Annotated in this window: 17 protein-coding genes and 2 tRNA genes; 10 read left to right on the forward strand and 9 right to left on the reverse strand. The window is 68.1% G+C overall.

What is annotated here, in order from left to right; all coding sequences use genetic code 11:
- The first annotated feature begins 58 nt into the window (after positions 1–58).
- Positions 59–1,615 (forward strand): GTPase HflX, encoded by a 1,557-nt coding sequence (gene hflX / locus AAF604_07345; protein ID MEM7049457.1) that lies wholly within the window; start codon positions 59–61, stop codon positions 1,613–1,615.
- Between the two features lie 190 nt (positions 1,616–1,805).
- The gene (locus tag AAF604_07350) at positions 1,806–3,542 is read left to right on the forward strand and encodes a peptidase (GenBank protein MEM7049458.1); all 1,737 of its coding nucleotides are present in this window, start codon (positions 1,806–1,808) and stop codon (positions 3,540–3,542) included.
- Positions 3,543–3,884: 342 nt separating this feature from the next.
- Here the strand turns inward: AAF604_07350 and AAF604_07355 are convergent, their stop codons facing one another.
- The 8 genes from AAF604_07355 to AAF604_07390 all read right to left on the reverse strand — a co-directional run bounded on the left by AAF604_07355 (position 3,885) and on the right by AAF604_07390 (position 14,816).
- Positions 3,885–6,335, reverse strand: a complete 2,451-nt coding sequence (locus AAF604_07355) for a thiamine pyrophosphate-dependent enzyme (GenBank protein MEM7049459.1) — start codon at positions 6,333–6,335, stop codon at positions 3,885–3,887.
- 10 nt (positions 6,336–6,345) lie between these two features.
- Positions 6,346–7,098: an enoyl-CoA hydratase/isomerase family protein gene (locus tag AAF604_07360; GenBank protein ID MEM7049460.1), complete on the reverse strand. Its 753-nt coding sequence runs from the start codon at positions 7,096–7,098 to the stop codon at positions 6,346–6,348.
- A 221-nt stretch (positions 7,099–7,319) separates the two neighbouring features.
- Positions 7,320–7,394: transfer RNA gene (locus AAF604_07365), tRNA-Asn, on the reverse strand.
- 106 nt (positions 7,395–7,500) lie between these two features.
- Positions 7,501–9,216, reverse strand: a complete 1,716-nt coding sequence (gene rpoD / locus AAF604_07370; protein ID MEM7049461.1) for an RNA polymerase sigma factor RpoD — start codon at positions 9,214–9,216, stop codon at positions 7,501–7,503.
- A 99-nt stretch (positions 9,217–9,315) separates the two neighbouring features.
- Entirely contained in the window at positions 9,316–11,079 is a 1,764-nt protein-coding gene (gene dnaG, locus AAF604_07375) for a DNA primase (protein MEM7049462.1), read from the reverse strand.
- Between the two features lie 22 nt (positions 11,080–11,101).
- Complete coding sequence (locus AAF604_07380) at positions 11,102–13,528, reverse strand: Smr/MutS family protein (GenBank protein MEM7049463.1); 2,427 nt, start codon at positions 13,526–13,528, stop codon at positions 11,102–11,104.
- A 149-nt stretch (positions 13,529–13,677) separates the two neighbouring features.
- Positions 13,678–13,887, reverse strand: coding sequence for a 30S ribosomal protein S21 (gene rpsU, locus AAF604_07385; GenBank protein MEM7049464.1), 210 nt, complete (start codon positions 13,885–13,887; stop codon positions 13,678–13,680).
- A gap of 140 nt (positions 13,888–14,027) precedes the next feature.
- On the reverse strand, positions 14,028–14,816 hold the full coding sequence (locus tag AAF604_07390) for a hypothetical protein (protein MEM7049465.1): 789 nt from the start codon (positions 14,814–14,816) through the stop codon (positions 14,028–14,030).
- A 308-nt stretch (positions 14,817–15,124) separates the two neighbouring features.
- Here AAF604_07390 and AAF604_07395 point away from each other — a divergent pair, with 308 nt between their 5' ends.
- Together AAF604_07395 and AAF604_07400 are read left to right on the forward strand one after the other, a co-directional pair.
- Entirely contained in the window at positions 15,125–17,074 is a 1,950-nt protein-coding gene (locus AAF604_07395; GenBank protein MEM7049466.1) for a hypothetical protein, read from the forward strand.
- Between the two features lie 36 nt (positions 17,075–17,110).
- On the forward strand, positions 17,111–19,297 hold the full coding sequence (locus tag AAF604_07400; protein MEM7049467.1) for a transglycosylase SLT domain-containing protein: 2,187 nt from the start codon (positions 17,111–17,113) through the stop codon (positions 19,295–19,297).
- Here AAF604_07400 and AAF604_07405 read toward each other — a convergent pair.
- Positions 19,276–19,740, reverse strand: a complete 465-nt coding sequence (locus AAF604_07405) for a hypothetical protein (protein MEM7049468.1) — start codon at positions 19,738–19,740, stop codon at positions 19,276–19,278. The genes AAF604_07400 and AAF604_07405 overlap by 22 nt on opposite strands.
- A gap of 889 nt (positions 19,741–20,629) precedes the next feature.
- On the opposite strand from AAF604_07405, the gene AAF604_07410 reads away from it, so the two are divergent.
- The 6 genes from AAF604_07410 to AAF604_07435 all read left to right on the forward strand — a co-directional run bounded on the left by AAF604_07410 (position 20,630) and on the right by AAF604_07435 (position 23,785).
- Positions 20,630–20,702, forward strand: a tRNA-Ile gene (locus tag AAF604_07410).
- Positions 20,703–20,787: 85 nt separating this feature from the next.
- Positions 20,788–21,543, forward strand: coding sequence for a hypothetical protein (locus AAF604_07415; protein ID MEM7049469.1), 756 nt, complete (start codon positions 20,788–20,790; stop codon positions 21,541–21,543).
- A gap of 7 nt (positions 21,544–21,550) precedes the next feature.
- The gene (locus AAF604_07420) at positions 21,551–22,252 is read left to right on the forward strand and encodes a YggS family pyridoxal phosphate-dependent enzyme (GenBank protein MEM7049470.1); all 702 of its coding nucleotides are present in this window, start codon (positions 21,551–21,553) and stop codon (positions 22,250–22,252) included.
- Between the two features lie 80 nt (positions 22,253–22,332).
- Complete coding sequence (locus AAF604_07425) at positions 22,333–22,833, forward strand: DivIVA domain-containing protein (protein MEM7049471.1); 501 nt, start codon at positions 22,333–22,335, stop codon at positions 22,831–22,833.
- Complete coding sequence (locus AAF604_07430; protein MEM7049472.1) at positions 22,830–23,111, forward strand: hypothetical protein; 282 nt, start codon at positions 22,830–22,832, stop codon at positions 23,109–23,111. Before AAF604_07425 ends, AAF604_07430 begins: the two co-directional genes overlap by 4 nt.
- Positions 23,108–23,785 (forward strand): nucleotidyl transferase AbiEii/AbiGii toxin family protein, encoded by a 678-nt coding sequence (locus tag AAF604_07435; GenBank protein ID MEM7049473.1) that lies wholly within the window; start codon positions 23,108–23,110, stop codon positions 23,783–23,785. Before AAF604_07430 ends, AAF604_07435 begins: the two co-directional genes overlap by 4 nt.
- Positions 23,786–23,842: the final 57 nt, after the last annotated feature.

Raw genomic sequence — 23,842 nt, forward strand, 5'->3', positions numbered from 1 at the left:
GTCCCAACGCCACGCCCTCGAGCGCACCTATCGGCGGCGCGTCTCGCCGCGACAGCTGGTGTCCCTCGAGCTCGGTCGGCACTTGGCGGCGGTTTCCCGCCAGCTCGGTCGCCAGGTGGGTGTCTTCCTCTCCCGCGAGGGGGTGGTGCGCAATGTCATGGTGGGCGATGCCTTCCAGCTTCAGCTGCCGGACGTCGGCCGGCTGCGCGGTGCCAATCGGCGATTCCGTGGACTGCGCCTGATCCACACCCACCTGCGGGGCGAGCCCCTCAGCCAGGACGACCTCAACGATCTGGCCTTGCTTCGCCTCGACATGGTGGCGGTGATCGAGGCGCTGCCGGACGGCGACGCCGGCCGCGTCGAGGTGGCTCACCTGGCGCCCGAGACGCCCGCCGAGGACAGCTCCTGGGAGGACGCCTTCCGCATCTTCTCGGCTGCCGAGCTGCCCCGCCTCGAGCTCGACTTCGAAGCCACCATGCGCGCTCTCGAAGACGAGCTGTCACGCAAGGCCGAGGCCGCCGCCCGCACTGCCGGCGAGCCGGCTCTGGTGGTCGGTGTGGCGCTCGAGGACGAGCGATTCGAAGAAACTCTGGAGCTCGCCCGCGCCGCCGGGGTCGAGGTCGCCGGTACAGTTCGGCAGCGCCGCAAGCGGCTGCATCCGCGCACCGTGGTGGGGCGCGGCAAGCTGCGCGAGATCATGCTCGAGGGCATGCGCCATGGCACCGAGGTGGCGATTTTCGATGTCGATCTGCGGCCGGCCCAGGCCCGCGCCTTCGAGGATTCGAGTGGTCTCCGGCCGGTCGACCGCACCCAGCTCATCCTCGACATCTTCGCGCAGCGGGCGCGCAGCGGCGACGGCAAGCTGCAGGTCGAGCTGGCACAGCTCAAGTATGCGCTGCCGCGCCTTTCCGGCCGCGAGTCCGGTCGTTCGCGGCTGGCCGGTGGTATCGGCAGTCGGGGGCCCGGCGAGACCGCCCTCGAGGTCAGCCGGCGGCGCATCCGCGACCGCATCCGAGGGCTCGAGAAGAAGGTGGCCCGGCTAGCCCGCCAGCGCGACCTGCGGCGCCGTCGCCGCCGGCGAGCGGATCTGCCGGTGCTGTCGATCATCGGTTACACCAATGCCGGCAAGAGCACCCTGCTCAATGCCCTCACCCGCAGCGAGGTGGAGTCCGCCGACCAGCTCTTCGTCACCCTTGATCCCACCAGCAGGAGACTACGGTTCCCGCGCCAGGGAGAGGTCATCGTCACCGACACGGTGGGCTTTCTCTCGGACCTGCCCAAGGACCTCGTCGCCGCCTTCCACGCCACCCTCGAAGAGCTCGTCGACGCCGATCTGCTGCTGCATGTCGCCGACGCCTCCGATCCGCGCCTCGACGACAAGCTCTCCGCCGTCGAGGGGCTGGTCTCGGACCTCGATCTGGCAGCCAAGGAGCAGCTCGTGGTGCTCAACAAGTGCGATCGGCTGACGGCGGCGGCGGCCGAGGACCTGGCCCGGCGCTGGAGCGGCGTGGCGGTCAGCGCCCGTCAACGCACCGGTCTCGACGACCTGCTGCGCCTCGCCGAGGAGCGTCTCGGCCGGGTGCTGCAGCCGGCGCCGCGGCACAGTTCGAGCTGACGCCCCGCGGCGCGATCGCCTCGGCGTTCATGGTGCTTGCGCTATACTGCTGGATCCGCGAGACGGATCAAGCAGAGTAGGGGCCGGCTGACAGGCCGTCTTGAGGTCGAATTCGACAGATGGGCTCTTCCTAAGAGCCCCGACTCAAATGATCGAGTATTCGTCTACCACTCCAAGGAGAAGCGAAGTCATGGCGACTTACCAGCGCATTGCTTTCGCCGTCCTGCTGGCTCTTGCGCTCGTCGCAGTGCCGGCGATGGCGGCCAAGCCGAAGCCGGACACGGGCCTCGAGAAAGGTCTCGAAGGTGCCGCCGTCTATGAGAAGTCCGGTCACTCCCGGATCGATCGCAACGGTTCGCCGGCCGCCTTGTTCCATCAGAACTTCAAGGCCGACCACGGCACCCCGGAAGACATGGCCAAGCAGTACCTCAAGGCCGCCGAGGGGGTTCTCGAGCTGCGCGATCCGACGTTCTCGGATCTCAAGCACCACGCCACCCGCACCGGCCTCTCGGGCCACGTCGTGCGCTACCGCCAGCAGGTCGAGGGCATTCCGGTCTACGGTGCCGAGGTCACGATCAAGATCAACAACGACGATCGCGTGACCTATGTCGCCAACACCTACAAGTCGAGGGTCGATGTCGACAACCTGCGGCCGACCCTGACCACCGAGCAGGCGCGCGAGATCGCCCACGGCTATCTCGACGCCAGCGGCGGCTTCCACTTCGACCGCGCCGGTCTGGTGGTTTACCCGGGAGCGACGGCCGGTCGGCTCGCCTACCGCATCTTCTCCAGTCCGCGGGTCTCGCCGTTGGGTGATTGGGAGGTGTTGGTCGACGCCCACAGTGGCGAGGTCTTCCGAGCCGAGGACAAGATGGCCTACGGTGGCACCTCGACGGTCGACGGTGACGGCGATGTCTTCGATCCGGATCCGCTGTCTTCGGCGACGGTGGCCTACGGTACCGCCGGCTATGTCGACGGCAACGATGCCGACACGCCCCAGCTCACCGCCGAGATCTTCAATCGCACCCTGAGCGACATCACCAACAATGGTGGAACCTTCTCGCTGGTCGGGCCGCGTGCCGAGATCACCGACTGGGCGTCGCCCTTCAAGGGGCTCTTCACCCAGGGCAGCTCGTCCTTCACCTTCACCCGCGAGCAGGACGGCTTCGAGGCCGCCAACACCTACTACCACATCGACGTCTACATGGCGTATCTCAACGACACCCTCGGCCTCAACATCGAGCCGTATCAGTACCCGGGTGGTGTGCAGTTCGACCCCCACGGCTTCAATGGTGCCGACAACTCGTCCTACTCGCCGGGCACTGGCCGGCTGCAGTTCGGTGAGGGCGGCGTCGACGATGCCGAGGATGCCGACGTCGTGATTCACGAGCTCGGCCACGGTCTGCACGACTGGGCGACGGTCGGTGGCCTGTCGCAGCAAGAGGGCCTGAGCGAGGGTATCGGTGACTACGTGGCGGCCGAATACAGCCGCATCGTCGGCAGCTGGGTGCCCGCCGACGACGCCTATGACTGGGTGTTCAGCTGGGACGGCCACAACCCCTTCTGGGGCGGCCGAGTGACCGATTGGAACGATACCCGGACGTATCCGGCGGATCTCTTCGGTGGCATTCACACGCAGGGCCAGTTCTGGTCTTCCTGCAGCCTCGACATGTGGGACGCGGTCGGCCGTGACAACGGCAACCGGGCCCATTGGGAGGGCATCAAGATGACCAACGGCGGCTCCAACCAGCTCGCCGCCGCCCAGGCGGTGGTGCAGGCGGCGGCCGACCTCGGCTTCAGTCAGGCCGACATCAACGGTGTCGTCACTGCCTACGCGGACTGCGGCTACGCCGTCTCGGCACCGCCGATCTTCGCCGACGGCTTCGAGTCCGGCAACACCACGGCCTGGGACGCGGTCGTGCAGTAAGGCTTGATCGCCGGAACGACGAGCTCCGGCTCGTCCACCAAGCCCCCTCGGTGACGAGGGGGCTTTTTGTTTCCCTTCGAGAACGCCCGCGCTGAACTAGGGCGCTCTGCCAAGGAGCGAAGGCGCACGACATTTGCGTCACCGGGCCGCGCAGGCTCGAGGGCGGCGCCTCTAGCCGCACTCAATCTCTGTAGTACTTAGCCCTGTGCGACCCTGCACAGGGCCTGCGAGCCCAATGGGCGAGGCGGCGAGGATGGGGCCGCCGAGGATGGGGCCGCCCTGGATGGGGGGCCGCACGACATGTGCGTGCTGGCGGGCCGCGCGGGCCCGAGGGGGGCGCCTTTAGCCCCCCTGAGAGGCCGCCGGCCGCGGGAAGCGGACCGGATCGCAGTCGTGCATCAGCTCGTAGACGGCGGCGAAGACGTCTTCTCGATTGGGCTTCGAGAAATAGTCGCCGTCGGAGCCGTAGGCCGGACGGTGGGGCCGGGCTGCGAGGGTGCGCGGCGGAGCGTCGAGCCAGTTCCAGCCGCCCTGCTCTTCGAGCACCTGCTGCATCATGAAGGCGGTGGTGCCACCGGGGACGTCCTCGTCGAGGAACAGTACGCGGTGGGTCTTTTCGAGGGACTGGACGATGCGCCCATGGCGATCGAAGGGCAGCAGTGTCTGGACGTCGAGAATCTCGACCTCAATGCCGACCCGCGAGAGCTGCTCCGCCGCCGTCTCGGCGATACGACAGCAGGCGCCATAGGTCACCAGGGTGACGTCCGTTCCCTCGCGCAGCACCTCCGGCACTCCCAGCTCCAGCGTCATGTCGCCGATGTTGGTGGGCATTGGCTCCTTGGTGCGGTAGCCGTTGAGCACCTCGACCACCAGGGCCGGGTCGTCGGCCTGCAGCAGGGTGTTGTACATCGCCGCGGCGCGGGTCATGTCCCGCGGCACGCACACGTACATGCCGCGCACCAGGTTGAGAATGCCGGCCATCGGCGAGCCCGAGTGCCAGACGCCTTCCAGGCGGTGGCCGCGGGTGCGGACGATCACCGGCGCTTGCTGACCGCCGTGGGTGCGCCAGCGCAGGCAGGCGAGGTCGTCGGACATGATCTGCAGGGCGTAGAGGACGTAGTCGAGATACTGGATCTCGGCCAGCGGTCGCAGGCCGCGCATCGCCATGCCGATGGCCTGTCCCAGAATCGTGCATTCGCGAATCCCGGTATCGCCGACGCGCAGCTCCCCGAAGCGCTCCTGGAGGCCGGAGAAACCCTGGTTGACGTCGCCGAGCTGGCCAACGTCCTCGCCGAAGGCGATCAGCTCGGGATGGCGCTCGAGGGCGGCGGCGAAGCAGGCATTGACCACCTTGAAGCCATCGACCGTGGCGCCTTCGTCGTCGTACTGCGGTGCCACCACCGGGACGGCGAGGGCGGAGCGCTCGGTCTCGCAGTGGAGCTGACTCGAGAACAGCGGCGAGATCTCGCGGTGGAAGCGCTCGCGCCAGTCGATCAGGGCGCGGCGCTCGGCGCTGTCCTGGTGCCAGACATCGAGCAGCGACTCCTGGGCGGCGGTGAGCAGGTCGCGACGGAAGGCGGCGCTCTTCCGGCCGAGCTTGGCCGCTCGCTCTCGAATCGCCTCGCCGGCGTCGCCGGCACTGGCAGCCAGCGAGTCGAGGAGGGCGACCACGGTTTTGCGGTCGCCATCGATGGAGGCACGGTAGGCATCCCAGGCGCGTCGTTGGGCGCTGCGGACGGCTTCCTTGTCCTCGGCCTCGCCGGCGGCGAGCTCTTCCTCGCTGGTGAGGCCCTGGTCGAGAATCCAGGCGCGCATGCGATCGAGGCAGTCGAACTCTTTCTCCCAGGCGAGACGCTCGGGGGACTTGTAGCGCTCGTGGCTGCCGGAGGTCGAGTGCCCCTGGGGCTGGGTCATCTCGATGACGTGCAGGATGGCCGGTACGTGCTCCCGGCGGACCTTCTCGGCGGCTTCGAGGTAGGTGTCGCAGAGGGCCGCGTAGTCCCAGCCCTGAACCGTGTAGAGGTCGAAGCCCTGAGGGCTCTCCGGATTGCGCTGAAAGCCCGAGAGGAGCTGCGACAGGTCGCCCTTGGTGACCTGGTAGCGGTTGGGTACGGAGATGCCGTAGCCGTCGTCCCAGATGGAGAGCAGCAGCGGTGCCTGGATCACGCCGGCGGCGTTGACCGTTTCCCAGAACATGCCCTCGGCACAGGAAGCATTGCCGATGGTGCCGAAGGCGATCTCGTTGCCGCCGCGGGAAAAGTCCTCGCGCTCGGCGAGGTCCGGCAGGTGGCGATAGAGGCGCGAGGCGTGGGCCAGACCGAGCAGGCGGGGCATCTGCGAGCCGGTCGGCGAGACGTCGGCGGAGGAGTTGTAGCCCGCCGTCAGGGAGCGCCATTGACCGGCCTCGTCGAGGCTGCGGGTGGCGAAGTGACCGTTCATCTGGCGGCCGCCGGAGGCCGGCTCGGCGGCGAGGTCGGTGTGGGCGTAGAGCTGGGCGAAGAGCTCCTCGACGGTGAGCAGCCCAAGGGCCATCATCACCGTCTGGTCGCGGTAGTAGCCGGAGCGGATGTCGCCCGGCTGGAAGGCCCGGGCCATGGCCACCTGGGCGACTTCCTTGCCGTCGCCGAAGATTCCGAACTTGGCCTTGCCGGTGAGCACCTCGCGCCGGCCGAGGAGGCTCGCCTGGCGGCTCAGGTAGCAGGTGCGGTAATCCTGCAGCACGCTGGCGCGGCTGAGGGTGTGCTGCGGAGGGACTTCGGTGGCGGTGTCGGCCAGGGTCTCGGTTTCGGACATGGTCGCGGCTCTACTTTCGTTCCGCCAAGCGGGCGACGAGGGCGCGCATGGCGCCCTGGGTCTCGTCGCTGAACCAGGCGTCGACGAACAGCTCCGTCTGCACCTGGAGCTCTTCGAAGGCGCGGTGCAGGTCTTGGCGGGTGACTTGGCGGGTCTTGCGCACCGCCGTCGGCGGCAGGGCGAGGAGCTTCTGGCACCAGGTGAGGGCCCGCTCGGCGACTTTCTCGGCCGGTGCCAGGGCGTCGACGAAGCCGATCTCGTAGGCCTCGTCGGCGGTGATCAGGCTGCCACTGAGACACAGGCGCTCGGCCTGGCGGGCACCGACGCGGCGCTCAAGGGCGCGGTAGACCACCCCCGGCACGGGCAGTCCGACCTCGACTTCGTTGAAGCCGATCTTGTAGCTGCCCTCGGCCATGATGCGGGTGTCGCAGAAGATCGCCATGATGGCGCCACCGGCCGGGCTGTGACCGGTGACCGCAGCGGCGATCGGCACCGGCGCCAGAGCGATGGCGCGCATCAGGCCGAAGAGGTTGTCGAGGAAGGGCGCGATGGCGTCGCGGTCGAGACCCAGCAGGTGAGGCACGTCGAGACCGGCCGAAAACATGCCGGGGCGGCCGGAGAGGATCATCGCCTCGATGCCCATCCCGGGAGCGTCCTCGATGGCTTTGCGCAGCCCGGCGATGAGCTCCGGGCTGAGGGCGTTGACCGGCGGGCGGGCGATCCTCAGCTCGCGAATCGAATCGTGGTCGATGATCTCGAACATGACGCTCCTCGAAAGAGTCGGGTGGCCTGATGCTGCGATGCCACCGGTTGAGTTCTGACGCTGACCCCGGGCTGTGGGGTCACCGTCCCATCGAGGCGGCCGGGAGCCCGGGAGATCGGGCGAGGGCAGCGACGGAAGTTCCGCTCGCGGGGCCGCCGGAAGCGGCCGCGAGTCTCAACGCTGGAGGGAGCTCTGGAGCCGCGTGGGGTGCGTTAAAGAAATGGCTCCTGGGGAGGGATTTGAACCCCCGACCAATCGGTTAACAGCCGACCGCTCTACCACTGAGCTACCCAGGAGTGTGGGGCCCCTTTACGAGGCGCCCGAGCCGCGAATTTTAAGGCTCCGGGGTGGAGCTGTCAACAGCTCCACCCCCCGCCGAGAGGGGTGGAGCCGTGACCGAACTTACTGCTGCAGAGTGTTGTCGAGGAAGGGCTTGAGCTTGCCGGAGCGGCTGGGGTGCCGCAGCTTGCGCAGGGCCTTCGACTCGATCTGCCGAATACGCTCGCGGGTGACGTTGAAGGAACGGCCCACCTCTTCGAGGGTGTGCTCGGACCCTTCGCCGACACCGAAGCGCATCTTCAACACCAGCTCTTCGCGCGGTGTCAGTGTCTTCAACACGCCGCGGGTCTGGTCCTTGAGGTTGCCGAAGATCACCGAGTCGATCGGCGAGACGGCATTCTTGTCCTCGATGAAGTCGCCGAGATGCGAATCTTCCTCTTCGCCGATGGGCGTTTCGAGGGAGATCGGCTCCTGGGCGATCTTCATGATCTTGCGCACCTTCGAGGCCGGCAGGTCCATGCGCTCGCCGATCTCCTCGGCGGTCGGCTCGCGACCCAGCTCCTGCACCAGCGAACGGCTGGTGCGGGTGAGCTTGTTGATGGTCTCGATCATGTGCACCGGGATCCGGATGGTGCGCGCCTGGTCGGCGATGGCGCGGGTGATGGCCTGCCGAATCCACCAGGTGGCGTAGGTCGAGAACTTGTAGCCGCGCCGGTACTCGAACTTCTCCACCGCCTTCATCAGGCCGATGTTGCCCTCCTGAATCAGGTCGAGGAACTGCAGGCCGCGGTTGGTGTACTTCTTGGCGATCGAGACCACCAAACGCAGGTTGGCGACGATCAGCTCTTCCTTGGCCTGCTCGCAGATGCCCTCGCCGCGGCGGATCTTCTTGATCGTGTTGCCGATCTCGGCGTGGGTGGTGCCATAGCGCTCCTCGAGCTCCCGCAGCTTGCCGCGATACTTGTCGATGCGCCGGCGATGCAGGGCCTGGAGCTCTTCGTTGGTCTCCCGCTTGAGGGCCGTCTGGGCACGCTTGATGTCCTGCTCGAAGCGTCCGAACTGCTTGTCGATGCCCTTCAGGAAGTCGACCATGCGATTGCGCGCCTGGACGCTGAAGTCGATCGAGCGGATGGCCTTGGCGATGCGGGCCACCACGCGGTCGATCTCACGATCGATCTCGAGGAACTTGTCGCTGCCGTCCTTGCACCGCTTCTGGCGCTTGCGCAGCTCCTTGATCTCCTTGTCGTCTTCGCCGATCTTGGAGAACACCTTGAGGTTCTTCTTGATGCGGTCGGCGGCCTTGCTGTCGAGGGGCTCGTCCGGTGCCGCCGCCATCAGCTCACGCAGGACGGTCTTGTCCTTTTGGGCGAGCTCGTTGAGGCGCAGCAGCTCCGAGAGAACCAGGTCGTTCTCGCACAGAGCCTCGTAGATCAGCCATTCTCCCTGCTCGATGCGCTGGGCGATCTCGACCTCGCCTTCGCGGTCGAGAAGCGGCACCGTTCCCATCTCGCGCAGGTACATGCGCACCGGGTCGTTGGTCTTCTCGTGGACCGTCAGGCCGTACTCGGGCGAACCGTCTTCCTTCTTCTCGAAGTCCGGCGATCCGGACTCGAGGTCATCGCGATTCTGGTAGCGCTCGGGCCGGTCGATGACGTCGATGCTGTTTTCGGAGAAGCGGACGTAGACATCCTCGAGGTCGTCGGGAATCGCAACGACCTCTTCGGGCAGCATCTCGAAGATCTCGTCGTAGAGAAGGTAGCCCTTCTCCTTGCCGAGCTCGAGAAGCTGTCGTACCGACGGATACCGCTCTTCGACGGTAGCCGACTTCGCAGTGGCCAAGGTGGACCTCCTATTTCCCATATTCCCCCTCAGAAGACACGGCCTTGCGGCCAAAGCGAGCGCGGTGGGCACGACCAGTTGTCGCCGGCGTAGCCGGGCTCATGGCGAGCCTCCATGAAGGAGGCGGGTCAGCTCGGACTTTTCTTGCAAGAGCCGCTGCTGCCGCTCCGCATCTCCAGCCTTTTGGGCGTCTTGAATCTCGCGAATGAGCTGCTTCAGGCGTTGCTGCCTCCAACGCTTCATCAAGAGAGCCAGAGAATCGGCTTGCACCAAACCCTCTGGGCCAAATGACGTTTGTAGCAAAATCGAGGCAACGCGGTCAACTTCGCTCGCCCCCTGTACGAACGTCGCCAGGACCTCCTTGGCGGAGGGTGCCTGGCCCTGTTCTCCATATAGAGTGCGGTAAGCCCCGAAAATATTCCTGCATTCACCATCGAGAAAGACTTCGACCGGTGGCAGGGTGGCGAGAGCCGGGGCCTCGGCGCCCTCGACGAGAAGCTGGCGCAGGGCGGCTTCCTCGGCGGCCTTGCCGGGGGTCCGGGGTGCGCTTTCGGTGGTCGGCTCGGAGCTCTCCTGGCGGGGCGGCGCCTGGGCCCGCCGCAGCAGGACGTCGACCGGTACGTCGAGGCGGTGACTGGCGCGGCGCGCATAGCTGTAGCGCAGCACCGAGTCGGGAATGGCCTCGAGCAGGCGGAGGATCTCGCGGCCGGCGCGGGCCTGACCCTGAGGGTCGCGCAGGCTGGCCTCCGGAGTCAGGCGCTCGAACTCGAGGAGCAGGCCGTCGGGGGCGTGGTCGATGGCTCGGGCCACCGCCGCCTCGCCGGCCTCGAGGCGCAGCGAGTCCGGATCGTGGCCCTCGCCGAAGTCGGCGCGGTAGATCGCCAGCCCTTCCCCGAGCAGGGTCGGGAGAGCGCGCCGGAAGGCCTCTTCGCCGGCGCGATCGCCGTCGTAGCCCACCACCACTTCCTCGGCGAAGCGGTTGAGCAGCCGGGCCTGGCTGTCGGTCAGCGAAGTGCCCATGCTGGCGACCGCCGCGTCGAAGCCGGCGGCAGCCGCTGCGATGACGTCGAAATAGCCCTCGACCAGCAGGATGCGACCGCCTTCGCGGGCCGCCTTGCGCGCCTGGAACAGGCCGTAGAGCAGGGTGCCCTTGTGGAAGCGGTCCGTCTCGCGGGTGTTGATGTACTTCGCCTTGTCGTCGCCGAGGGTGCGACCGCCGAAGCCCACCAGGCGTCCCGAGGTGTTGTGGATCGGGAACACCAGGCGGTGGCGGACACGATCGTAGAGGTTGCCGCTCTTGGGGGATTTGCCGGCCAGGCCGGCGGCGATCAAATCCTTGGTCGGGACCTTGCCGCGCAGGGCGTCGCACAGGTTCTGCCAGCCGTCGGGGGCGTAGCCGAGGGCGAAGCGCTCGGCGAGCTGCGCTGGAATGCGTCGGCGCTCGAGGTACTCGCGCGGCAGACGTTCGCGCTCCAGGCGCTCGCGAAAGAACTCGGCGGCCGCCGCCAGGGCGCCCTCGATGTTGGGCTCGTCGCTGCGCCGGCGCTTGTCGCGGCGGGCGGTGAGCGGAATGCCGTAGCGCAGGGCCAGGGTCTCGATGGCGGCCGGAAAGTCGTCCCCGGAGAGCTGCATGTGGAGCTTGATGGCGTCGCCGCCGGCGCCGCATCCGAAGCAGTAGTAGAGGCCCTGGTCCGGATCGACGCTGAAGGACGGCGTCTTCTCCTTGTGCAGCGGGCAGAGCCCCTCGTGGCGCTGTCCCTTGGGCGTCAGCCGGGTGTGCTCCGAAGCGATGTCGACGATGTCGATGGCATCGCGCACCGCCTGGACGAGCTGGGGCGTGAGATCGATGTTGCCGAGGGCCATGGGGGCGCGGGGAGGAGGTCCGTCAGGCGCCGCGCAGGGTGGCGACGGTGGCACCTTCGCCGCCCTCCGAGGCGCGGCCCGGGCGCTGATCGGCGATCGCCGGGTGGGTTCGCAGGTGGTGGCGTACGGCGTCCCGTAGGCGGCCGGTGCCGTGGCCGTGAACGATGCGCACCTGGTCGCGGCCGCTGAGGAGCACGCGGTCGAGGTAGGCGTCGAGCTCGACCAGGGCCGGCTCGACGCGTTTCCCGAGGAGCTTGATCTCGCCGGCGATGTCACCGGCCTCGGGTTGGGCGACGGCCGCCTTCGGGGGGCGTTTGCGCTGGCTGCCGGCGATCCGGTCGAGCTCGTCGAGGCGGCAACGCACGCGCTTGCCGCGCACCAGGATCTCGGCGCGGCCGCGGTCGACCTTCTCGAGCCTTCCTCGCCAGCCGAAGGTGCGGTGCTGGACCTCGTCGCCGAGCTCCGGCGGGGCGTCGTCGAGGTCGCGAGGTACTTCGATCTTCGGAGCGTCCTCGAACAGGCGCGCCGTGGCCCGGGCTTCGAGACTCTTGCGCCGGCCCGACTCGAGCTCGCGGCGAATCTTGTCGGTCTCGGCCTTGAGCTTGGCGGTGGTTTCGACTCGGAAGGCCTCGAGCTCGGCGCGCAGGCCTTTGGCGAGGCGTTTGCGATCCGCCTTGAGAGCGTCCTGCTCGTCCGCCAGGCGCTGGCGCAGGAGGGACGCATCGGCCGCTTCGCGAACCGCCTCGTCGCGCGCCGCGGCGGCCTCCTGGCGCAGGCGTTCCATTTCGGCGATCAGCCGGCGCAGGTCACGGTGCTCTGGTCCGAGGCGGGCTTCGGCGCGATCGAGCCAGGTCTCCGGCAGGCCCAGGCGACGGGCGAGGGCGAGCGCCTCGCTGCCGCCGGGGGGGCCGTGAACCAGGCGAAAGGTCGGCTGGCCGGTGCTGCCGTCGAACTCCATGGCGGCACAACCGGCGCCTTCGAGGTCGAGGGCTTCGGCCGCCACCAGCGCCAGATGGGTGGTGATCAGGGCCAGGCTGCCGGCCTCGACCAGGCCTTCGAGAAGCGCCGCCGACAGGGCCGAGCCCTCGGCCGGATCGGTGCCCGAGCCGAGCTCGTCGAGCAGCATCAAGCTGTTCGGTGAGGCCGCCCGCCAGGCCTCTTCGAGGCGCATCAGGCGGCCGCTGAAGGTCGACCGGTCGCTCATCAGGTCTTGCTCATCGCCGACCGTGGCGACCACCCGGGTGAGGATCGGCAAGCGGCTGCCACTCGCCGCCGGCACCGGCAAGCCGCACTGGTGGGCGAGGCAGAGCAGGCCGAGGGTCTTGAGGGCGACGGTCTTGCCGCCGGCGTTCGGCCCGGTGAGCACCAGGGCGCGCCGTTGCGACGAGAAATCGAGATCGAGCGGTACGACCTCGCCGTCGTGACCGCTGCGGCCGAGGGCGCGCTGTCGCAGGTCGGCGAGGCGCGGGTCGAGGAGCGGGTGCCGCGCCGCCACCAGCTCGAGGTCGTGCCGCTCGGCGACGTTCACCAGGCGGGCGTCGGCGAGCTCGGCGAAGCGGTAGGCCGCCTGCAGGCCGTCGAGCTCGCCGAGGAGCTCGGCTTGGCGCTCGATCTCCGGTAGCTGTCGTCTGGCCTCCTCCAGTAGCTCGCGGAGAATGCGAGCCTTCTCCGCTTCTTCATCGGAGATGGCCTGCTGCAGGGAGTTGTTGGCTTCGACCACCTCGAGGGGCTCGAAGTAGAAGCTGCGGCCGCTGCCGGAGCGGCCGTGGACCAGGCCGTCGAGGCGTCCGCGAGCACCGGCCTGGAGCATCACCACCATGCGTCCGGCGCGCATCGGGATGGTCTGCTCGCCGAGGTGCTCGCCGTGGGCGCCGACGTAGTCGCCGAGCTCGTTGTAGATCTGGTCTCGCACCCCCCGGATCTGACGGCGGAGCTTGCCGAGGGCGGGGCTGGCGTCTTCCCGTACCGCGCCCTTGCGATCGAGTCGCAGCAGGATCTCCCGGCTCAGGGCCGACAGGTCGGTGAGCTCGGCGACGCGCTCGCCGAGGACCGGCAGGGCGGGGTCGGCGGTGCGAATGCGGGTGATCGCTTCGCCGCTGGCTCGCAGCAGGTCGGCGAGGGCGATCAGCTCCTCGCCGCCGAAGGGCGGCACGTCGGAGCGCAGGCTGTCGAGGAGCGGTTCGAGGTCGTGGTCGAGGAGCGGCACGAGCCTGCGCTCGGCGATTAGCCTGGCGGCGTCGCGATAGGCCTGGCGGCGCGCTTCGACAGTCTCCTCGTCGGCGGACGGGGTCGCGACCAGGGTGCGCGCCCGCCCCAGATCGGTGGCGGCCAGGGCGGCGATCAGACGCAGCAGGGCCGGCAGCTCGACGGCCGCGCTGGTCGCCGGCGAGGCGACCGGCGAAGAGCTCGCTGCCGGCGCCTCGGGCGCTGATGGCTGGCGTTGCGCCATGGCTCGGAACCTCCTGCTGGTGGAAGACCGAACGGTCCGATTCGGTCGCTACTGTGGTCCTCCGGGATAGGGTCGTTGGCGGCAACAAAAAACGGGAGCCAGAGGATCTCCTCCGCTCCCGTCTTCTTGCCGCGGTGGCGCCGTGGATCTTAGGCCAGACCCTGGCGGCGCTCCTCGGCGAGCTTGCGCATCGCCTTCTTGCGAGCCTGCACGACCTTGCGCTTGCGCTTCACCGAGGGCTTCTCGAAATGCTGGCGCTTGCGAAGCTCGGTCAGGATTCCCGACTTCTCGACCTTCCTCTTGAAGCGGCGGAGCGCATTCTCGAAGTTTTCGTCCTCGCGTACTTGAACAACCGGCATGATTCCATCACCTCTTTTCGTAAAGCGTCTGCTCCGTACTGCATCAGCACAGCAGCGGGCCGGCAAGTTTTCCAGAGGACCGGGCGCGCCGTCAAGCCCCGTTGACGACGGCCGCCCGGTGAAGCATCCGGAATCGGGCTCTAGCCCTCGCCCTGCTGACCCTTGAGGGCTTCGAAGTTGATGTCGTAGACCTTGAGCGGAGCCTCCTGGCCGGCGCGGCGGAACCAGACGGCGGCGGCCGAGCCCTGGTCGTCCTTGGGGTAGAACCAGGCGGTGGCCCCCTTGTCCTCGTACTCCCGGACGTTGCGCAGATTCACCGGGCCGAGGCTGGCACGAACTTCCTCTTCGGTCATGCCCTTCTTGACCGCCCCGAAGCGCTCCTCGCTCATGAAGCGCAGCTCCTGGGCCTCCGCCAGCAGCTCCTGCAGGCGGGCGTTCTCCGGATCGGCGGTCATCGCTTGCTCGTAGATGCTGATGGCGCGCTTGTAGTCGCCGCCGACGTTGATGTACTCCTGGGCCACCAGGATGTCTTCGTCGCTCTTCATGGCGAAGGCGGCGTTCTGGCGCTCGCTGCGCGCCTCCCCTTCGACCGGCGGATCGCTGTTGATGAAGTCGACCAGCTGCTGGTTGAACTCGCCAGCGGTGTCGTCGACCTTCTGCTCGAGCTCGGCGATGGCGGCTGCGCTCGCCGCCGCGGCCTCTTCCGTGACTTCTTCCGTCGCCTCTTCGGCGCCTTCGACGGTGGTTTCGGCGGCAGCCTTGAGGTCTGCCAGCTCCTGGCGCATCTGATCGAGGGCGGACTTCGCCTCCTGCACGGCAACCCACTGGCCCTCGAGGGCCGTGGCTGCCTGCTCTTCGACGCTCGGGCCGCAGGCCACCAGGGCCGACAGCAGAACTACGCCTGCACAGAATCCGGTAAAACGCCGCATCAAAAAGCCTCCTCTCAAGCTCGAGAATCCGCCGGGACGGTACCATAGGGGGGCACCTCGAACAAGCTTTCACGGCTTTCCCGTGACTCCCGGTCAGCGGCCTAAACGCTTTTCTAATCGGTAGTTTCGGCTTTGCGTCAGCTTGACATCGGCGGCTTCCGTCTCCAATAATCGAGGGCCCCTTCGGGGACGGAATGGACGGTGATGGGCAGGGAGATCCAAGCATGTCCTTAACAGATAAGTTTGCTCAGCTCGACGGAGAGCTTCGGGGCCGGTTCGATCAGGCTCTGAAGGAGCTTCGAGACGGAATGCGGGAACGCCTGCGCGAGGGGCACGAGGAGCTCTTGCGGAAGCTCGACGAGAGCCCCCTCGATCTACCCGAGCAGATTCTGCCGCCGGAGACGGTCACCGCCCTCGAGGCCGGCGAGGTGGCGGCGCGTCAGGGTACCTGGAACGACTTTCTCTCGATCCTGCGACGCTTCGACCGGGCCGAGACCCAGGCCCAGGTTCTCGAGGCCCTGCTGGCCGAAAGCCATGGCTTCGCCGGCCGCAGCATCCTGTTTCTGGTGCGTGAGTCTCAGGCCAGTGCCTGGGGTGGCTCCGGTTGGGAGGGTGACGTCAGCTCCCTGAGCTTCGATTACGGCGAGGACAAGCCGTGGGCCGAGCTCGCCCGGGGAGCCGGCGTGGTGCGCCTCGATGCCGGTGCTTGTGCCGCCGTCAGCAGTCGCCTCGAAGCGCCGGTGGCGCAGGAGGGAGTGCTGGTGCCGTTGGTCCTGCGAGATCGCATTGCCGCGGCCCTCTATGCCGATCGGCGCGACGGCGAGCCCACCTTCAGCGTGCCGGGCCTGCAGAGCTTGACCTACCTCGCGGCCCAGGCGATCGAGACCTTGACCTTCCGGGATCGCAGCATGACGCCGACCCTGTGGGACGGCGAGGAGGCTCCCGAAGAGCTGGCGGTGCTGCCCCTGTGGGACAGCTCGCCGACCGCCGAGTCGGAGCCGGCCGAGGCCGCGGTCTCGGATGCTTCCGCCGCCGAGTCCCATGCCACCGTGGCTCAGGTGGCGCCCCCTCCGGTGGTCGAGCCGGTCGAAACCCCGGAGCCCGAGGTCGACGAGCCGGTGGTCGAGGCGATCGAGCTTCCCGAAGAGGTGGTCGAGGAAGAGGCCGAGGTCGCGGCAGAAGTCGTCGAAACGGTCGCAGAGGTGGAAGAGATCGTTGCCGAGGTCGAGCCCGCGCCGCTGGTGATCGAAGAGGTCGCCGAGGAGCCGACTCCCGAGGTGGTTGCAGCGCCGGCCGAAGAGCCCGAGGAGATGCCGAGCCTCGAGCTGGTCGAACCTCCGGCTGCGGTCGCGGAGCCGGAGGAGATGACGGAGCCGGAGGTGGAGTTTGTCACCCCGGAGCCGCCCGAATTCGTCGCGCCCCCCGAGCCGCCCGCGGTTGTCGCGGAGCCCGAGGCGCCCGCCGTCGAACCCCCCGCCGCTGAAAAGGCGTCCGAAGAGGGCTCGTCTTCGGGGCTCGAAGACCTCGAAGAGATGGAGCTGGCGGATGCCGATTCCAGCTTCTGGTCGATGCCCGAGGACATCGCGGCCGAGGCCGACAAGGCGCAGGTGCCGGAGATCGTCGAAGATCCCGAGCCGGAGCCGGAGAAGCCGCCCCTGACCTCGACTCAGGAGCTCGGTGAGGTCTCTCTGGAGATGGCCGCGGCGCCGCCGGAGGAGCCGGTCGAGCCGCCGGTTGCGGAGGGTCCGGCCCATACCTTCGAGATTCCTTCACCGTCGCCGATGCCGGAGCCCTCCGGCGACGAGACGGTGATGATCGATCGTTCCCGCTTCCCTGCAGCCTTCGGGGATCCTCCCGCGCCGCCGGCACCGCCGGTTGTCGAGCCGCCCGGCGAAGAAATGGACGGCACCGTCTCTGGGCGCGCTCAAGTGCAGCCGCCATCGGATCTCGAGGGCCCTGGTTGGGCCTTCGCCAACACCGAGGAGAAGGCGGAGGCGAGCGCCGACGATGCCGAGCACGAGGAGGCTCGTCGATTGGCTCGGCTGTTGGTCAGCGAGATCCGGCTGTACAACGAAGAGCAGGTCGAAGAAGGGCGGCGCACCAAGGACATTTATCGGCGCCTGCGCGACGACATCGACCGCTCGCGCCAGATGTACGAGGAGCGGGTCAGCTCCGGCATCGTGGCCTCGACCGACTACTTCCAGCAGGAGCTGGTGCGAATCCTGGGGGCCGGGGATGCGGCCGCCCTCGGAATGTAGAGCTCCTCTTCACCGACAGGGGTAGGTGCAATCTCCTTGCGACGGCTTCTCCTCTTTACCCCTCTGATCCTCGCAGCGTCGATCCTGTCGGGGACGTCGCAGCACCTGCCGGCGCGCGATCCTGATCCTCTGCCCCTCCCGGCGCTGGCGCCCCGCCTTGCGGACCTGTTGCCGGAAGATCGCGTCGCCGCCGCGGCGATGGCGCTGCGCAGCCGCGATTGCGCTGCCGCCATCGGCCAGTGGAACCAGGCTGCCGAGGAATCTCCTCTCGAGGTCGCGGCGAGGCGATTGGTCGAGGGCCTCCAGGCCCATGCCTGCGAAGACGTCGACACCGCCCGGCAGGCCCTGACCGCCGCCTGGAGCGAGAGTCCGCTCGAAGACTGGAGACTTTGGATTCTGGCCGACAGCACCGTCGCCACCGGCGATGGCGAAGCAGCGGCGGCCACTTTGGCCCGCCTGTTGACCGACTTCCCGCGCTCTCCCCTGGTGCCGCGCGCCCTCGGCCGAGCCGCCGCCTTGGCGGCCGAGGGCGACGACCTGCGCCGCCTCGGCGAGCTCGCCGACCTTGGCCGCCGCCGCGGCCTGGAGGGGGAACACCGTACGGCCCTCGAGTCGTTGGTCTGGGAGCGGATCGAGGAACGCTCGGCGGCGGGCCGCTATCTACTGGTCCGGGAGCCGCTGGTGGCTCAAGAGCTGGGTGTCGCGGAGAGCCTGCGCCGAGAGGACGGCGAGGTCCAGTGGGGTCTTCTGCTGTCGGCCGACGATCTGCGCCGGCGCGCCGAGCGTCTGATCGATCTCGAGATGGCGTCGGCCGCCCTCTCGACCCTCGAGCAGGTGGCCGATTCGGAGCGCGACCTGCTGTGGTCCCTGACCCGGGCGCGGGCTTTGACCGCGGCGCGCCGCGGCGTCGACGCTCTGGCCCATCTCGAGGGCAAGGCGAGTCGCGATGCTTCGCTGGCGGCGGAGCTCGACTGGGAGCGCGCCATGGCGGCCTTCGACGCCGCCACCGCCCGCCGCGGCCGGGTCAACCTGCCGTCGGCTCGTCGCGGCGAGCTGCGCGAGCTGGGACGCAGCTTTCTGCGCCGCGCCGCGGAGCACCCGGAACAGTCGCAGCGGGCTCTGCGCCGACTCTTCCGCGAGCTCTCCGATCCCGAGGACTTCGAGCCCGCGCTCGAGGTGTTGACCCGCCTGCGGGCTCTCGATGCTGCCGACTCCACCGGCGCTCGCTTCCTGTGGGAATTGGGGTGGAGCGAGTTCCAACAGCGCAACTACTCGGGGGCGGTGGGCTACTGGGCCGAGCTCGGAGTGCTGTATCCCGAGAGCCGGTTCCACCGCTACGGGCGCTACTGGACCGGTCGCGCCTTCGAGGGCTTGGGCCAGAGAGATCGCGCCCGCCAGATCTTCACCGAGGTGGCGGCCACCGACACCACCGACTTCTATCGCAAGTTCGCCCTCGCCCGGCTCGGCGAGGGGCAGAGTGAGCCGGACCCGCTGCCGCCCCAACAGGCGGTTGCACCGTGGCCGCGGCCGGCCGGTCTCGCCCGCGCCCAGTGGTTGACCGACCTGGGCCTCGACGATCTCGCCCAGGCCGAGCTCTCCGGGGTCTCGCGGGACATCCCGGAAGCGTCGCGCAAGGCCCTCGAGGCCATGGTGCTGGCCCGGCAGGGCGAGCGCGTCGAGAGCATTCGCCGAATTCGCGAAGCTTTCCCGGCCTTGGGAAGCCCACGCCAGGCGGGAGTTCCGGAAGAGGCGTTGGCGATCTACTACCCGGTGGATTACGAAGACATCATCCGACAGCACGCGGCGGCCCAGAGTCTGCCGGTGCACCTGGTCCTCGGGATGATTCGCCAGGAAAGCGCCTTCGCCCTCGATGCTCGCAGTTGGGCCGGGGCCCACGGACTGATGCAGCTGATGCCCGCCACCAGTCGCGAGGTGGCCGGTAAGCTGGGCCTGCGGTGGTCGCGCTCGAAGCTCATCGAACCGGCCTTCAATGTGCGCCTCGGCACCACCTACTTCCGTCAGGTGCTGGAGATGTTCGACGGCAACGTCGAGCTCGCCCTGGCCGGCTACAACGGCGGACCTTACCGCATCAAGCGGTTGTGGAATCGCGCTCGCACCTCGGAAGTGGACAGCTTCCTGGAGGGGCTCCAGATCGACGAATCGCGCATCTACGTCAAGCGCATCCTGCTGCTTTCGGACAGCTACCAGCGGCGGCTGCTGTGAGCCGCCTCGCCGGCCTCCTGGCGCTGGCCTTGCTGGCGGCCTGTGCGGTCGGTGTCGAGCCGGTGGAGCCTCCGGCTCGCGGTGCGATGGTCCTGATCACCTTGAACGGCCTGCGTGCCGACGCCATCGGCGCCACCACTCCCAATCTCGAGGCCTTTCGTCAGGAGGCCGACTGGGCCGGCCGCGCCATCGCCGCGTCGTCTTGGGGAGCCCCCAGCCTGGCGTCCCTGTTCACCGGTCTCCAACCCTGGAGCCACCAGGTCCTGCACTACGAGCAGGCGCGCCTCGATCCCCAGCTTCGCACCCTGGCGGCGGCTCTCGGCGAAGCCGGCTGGCGGACCGCCGCCTACACCGCCGGCCGCTGGTTCCGCGGCCGGCACGGCTTCGGCCATGGCTTCGACAGCATTGCGGCGACGGGCCGCGGCCGGCGCCCGGCCGGCCACCTCGCCAGCCTGGAAGAAGAACGCCTGTTCTTGTGGGTCGACCTGCCCGTGCCGCGGGCGCCCTACGTGCGCCGCGACTGGCTCGAGAACCGCCTGGGGACGGACCTTCCCCGTGGAGCGCCGGGACGCCTCAAGGAGGCGGACCTGTTGGCCTACGACTTTTCGCCGCCCGGGGCGCGCGACCGACTCGCCGCCTACTACGGCCTCAACGTCGCCCACGGTGACGAGCTGGTGGGTCGTTTGCTCGAAGCCCTGCGCACCAGCGGACGCTGGGACGAAAGTCTGGTGGTGGTCACCTCCCTCTACGGCGAGGAGCTCGGCGAAGAGGGGCGTGCCGGCCACGGAGCGAGCTTGGCCCGGGCGAATCTCGAGGTGCCTCTGCTGATCAAGCTTCCGAGTGCCTTCGAGGCCGAGATCGTTTCCCCGGCGAACCAGCCGGTGGGCCTGGTTCGCCTGTGGGCGACGCTGGTCGAGGCAGGCGGAGGCCGGGTCTCTCCGGCGGTGGCGCCGTCCCTGTTCAGCGAGGCACCGACGGGGGTTCTGACGGAGCTCTACCGCAGCCCCGAAGGCGACAACCGATTCGCCTGGATCGAGGACGAGCACCAGCTCCTGCGGGTAGTTCCCTTCCCTGCCGGAGCCTTCGACGAGAGTCCCGTCTTCGCCTCTCCACAGGTGCGAGAGAGGCTTCTGCGGTGGCGTCCCGACGGTGCCGCCGAAGAGATCTCGGACGCCTCCCGAGCGGACCTCCTGGGGCGCCGTCTGGAGCTCGCCTGGAGGCGTTTCGCGGGCCCCGCGGCCTCGCCCGCGGAGGTTCGCAAACTGCCGCCGTGGAGTCGGTTTTCGCCGCCCCCGGATGGTATAGTCGAGCCTTCCCCAGGCTGGGGTTTTTGGGTCCATAGCTCAGCGGTTAGAGCATCCGGCTCATAACCGGCAGGTCCCTGGTTCAAATCCAGGTGGACCCACACAGTTGGACCCACGAGGGAAAGCCTGGATTACCGCGTTCCATCAACGCCTTCGCCGCTGGCCGGCCTCGAAGAGACCAAATAGATGACTCGAGATCTCGACAACATCATCGCGCTCCATAAGACCCTCACGGCGGTCGAAGGAGCTCGCCGACGGCTGGAGGAGATTCCGGACTGGATGCGCGAGCTCCACGAAGAGCACACCGCCGTGCGGAGCGAGATCGAAGAGTTCGAGGCCAATGCCGAAGAAGCCGGCCAGAAGCGCCGGCTGGCGGAAGCCGCCATCGCCGATGCGCAGGAGAAGCTGAAGCGGTACCAGGAACAGATCAACAGCGTCACCACCCAGCGCGAGTACGGCGCCCTGCTCACCGAGATCGATGCCGTCAAGGAGCTGATCGCCGGCGAGGAGGAGTTGGGCCTGGAGGCTCTCGAGGCGGCCGAATCGGCTCGTCAGACGGTGGAAGAAAAGCGCTCCGACTTCCAGGAGCTCGACGATCGCTACTCGGCCGGGATCGAGCAATGGGAGTCCGAGAAGCCGTCCGTTGCCGAGGAGCTGGCCAAGCTGCAGTCCGAGGAGGCGGAGATCCGCGAGCGCCTGCCACGGCCGTCGATCTCGCTCTTCGAGCGCATTCGGGAGCGCGGAGCGGGGATCGCCCTGGCGGCCGTCCGCATCATGGAGCGGCCCGGTGGCAAAGGACCGCGGGAGTGGCACTGCTCGCTCTGCAACTACCGCGTCCGGCCGCAGGTGGTGGTCGACATCCGCAACAACTCCGGCATCAATCAGTGCGATAGCTGCAAACGCATTCTGTTCGTCGAAGAAGAGAACGAAGAGAGCGCCTGAGGGAACGATGGTTGCAGCACGACTCGCTGACCTGCGGCGTCGGATGGCGGCGGCCTGCGAGCGAGTCGGACGCGATCCCGCGGAGGTGGTGCTGGTGGGGGCGTCCAAGCGTCAGCCTCTCGAGCGTCTGCGGCAGGCCCGCGACGCCGGCCTCGAAGTCTTCGGTGAAAATCAGGTGCCCGAGGCGGAAGCCCATCGGCGAGAGCTCGAGGCGGCCGGAGAGCAGCCGGCGATCGCCTGGCATTTGATCGGTCCTCTGCAGTCCAACAAGGCGAAGCGGGCGGCGGCTTTGTTCGACGTCTTCCATGCCATCGATCGACCCAAGATCGCCCGCGTCCTCGATCGCCATCTCGGCGACCTCGGGCGCCGGGCACCGGCTTTTCTCGAGATCAATCTCGGCGACGAGCCGTCCAAACACGGCTTCTCGCCGCGTCAGCTTGCGGCCACCGTGCGGCCCCTCGCCGAGCTCGAGCACTTGCGCCTCGCCGGCCTGATGGCGATTCCTCCCCGCAGCGCCACGGCGGAGGATTCGAGACCCTGGTTCCGACGCCTCGCCGATCTGCGTCGTGAGCTCGGCGAGCAGCCCGAGTGGGCCGACCGCTTGACCGCCCTGTCGATGGGGATGAGCCGCGACTTCGAGATCGCCATCGAGGAGGGGGCGACCCACATTCGCCTGGGAACGGTTCTGTTCGGTTCCCGCACGAGCTGAGGGATATATCGCTAAGTCATGATAAAATCTCGCTTTCTTGGCTCCGGGGCGGTGCTGCTCCGTCGACCGAGGAGGGCTCCATGGGACTGACTCCGCTCGAAATCCAGAAGACTCGTTTCAGTCAGAAGCTGCGCGGCTACGACCCGCAGGAAGTCAATGATTTTCTCGAGCTGGTGGCCGAGGAGCTGTCGCGGCAGCTCGGCGAGGTCGACCGTTTGGAGCGCGAGAACCGCTACTACCGTCAGCGCCTCGAAGAGGCTGGAAAGCGCGAGCATCAGCTGCAGGAGACTCTGCTGCGGGCCCAGAAGGTCTCCGACGAGATCACCGACGCGGCCAAGCGCGAAGCCAAGCTGATGGTGCGCGAGTCGGAGATCGCCGGCGACAAGATCGTGCGCCAGGCGGTGGAGCAGTCGACTCGCATCGAGAGCAAGCTCGAAGAGCTTCGCATCGCTCGGCGCGAGATGCAGCTCAAGCTCAAGAACACCATCGATCTCTTCCAGCACATCCTCGAAGCGGACATGGAGGACGAGCGCGAGACCGCCATCGTCCGCACCATGCCGCTGAAGAAGAAAGAGGCTTGATCCCGTCGTCGGCGCGCCGCTGGTTCTTCGGCTATCGCGCCGATCTCGACCTCGCGGATCCCTGGGTCGTCGGCCGGTTGCTCGAAGAAGGCGACGGCCGGGACCTGCAAGCTCTCCTGCAACGCCTGGGACCGAACGGTCTCGCGGGCTGGTGGCACGACCATCGCGGTCGTGGCCTGTCGCGTCGTAGCAAAGCCTTTTGGCGCCTTCTCCTCGAAGCACCGGAGGCAGACGAAACGGCCGGGGATGCCGCCGGCGAGGAGCTTTGGCCGCTGTGAGCGCCTCTGGATCCCTCGAGACGGTGAGCGAGCGCCTTCTCCAAACCCTCGGTGAGCGTCCCTGGAAGGACGACTTCTACCTCGCCGGCTCGGCGGCCCTGTCGCTGCATCTGTCGCACCGGCCGGTGCGCGACCTCGATCTGATGACGCGCCACAACCGGCTCGCCAGCCGGGAGCGCCGGGCCTTGCTCGAGGACTTCCTGCGCTTCGATTCGGCGATGATGGTCGAGACGGCGCGGGACGGCTATCTGTCGGCGAGGACCGGCGAAGGGATTGGCCTCAAGCTGTTCTACTACCCGTACCCGCGCCTGGCTGCGGACGACGAGCGGCTCGCCGGCAATCCTGGCTCCTTGGTGGTGGCCTCGTTGCTCGATCTCGGCCTGATGAAGATCGCCGCCATCATCAGCCGCGGCTCCCTGCGTGACTTCCTCGACCTCTACGGCCTCTGCCAGCGGTTGCCCCTGGAAGAGCTGCTGGCGCGCTCGCCGGAAAAATTCTCGCGCGTGCGCGACTTTCCCCTCCAGGCCCTCAAGGGCCTCGCCGACTGGTCGGTGGCGCGTGATCAGCCGTTGCCGGCCTGGCATCGCCAACCCGACCTCGCCGTCGTCGAAAGCTGGTTTCGGGACCAGGTCCGCACCCTCGGCCGACGCCACGTCGGCTGGACCGGCTGCTGAACAAGCCGCATTCGCGGCTTGTTCAGCAGCCGCTGTTTGTTTCAGGGGCGCCCGGCC

Source organism: Acidobacteriota bacterium, assembly GCA_039028635.1.
GTDB lineage: Bacteria > Acidobacteriota > Thermoanaerobaculia > Multivoradales > JBCCEF01 > JBCCEF01.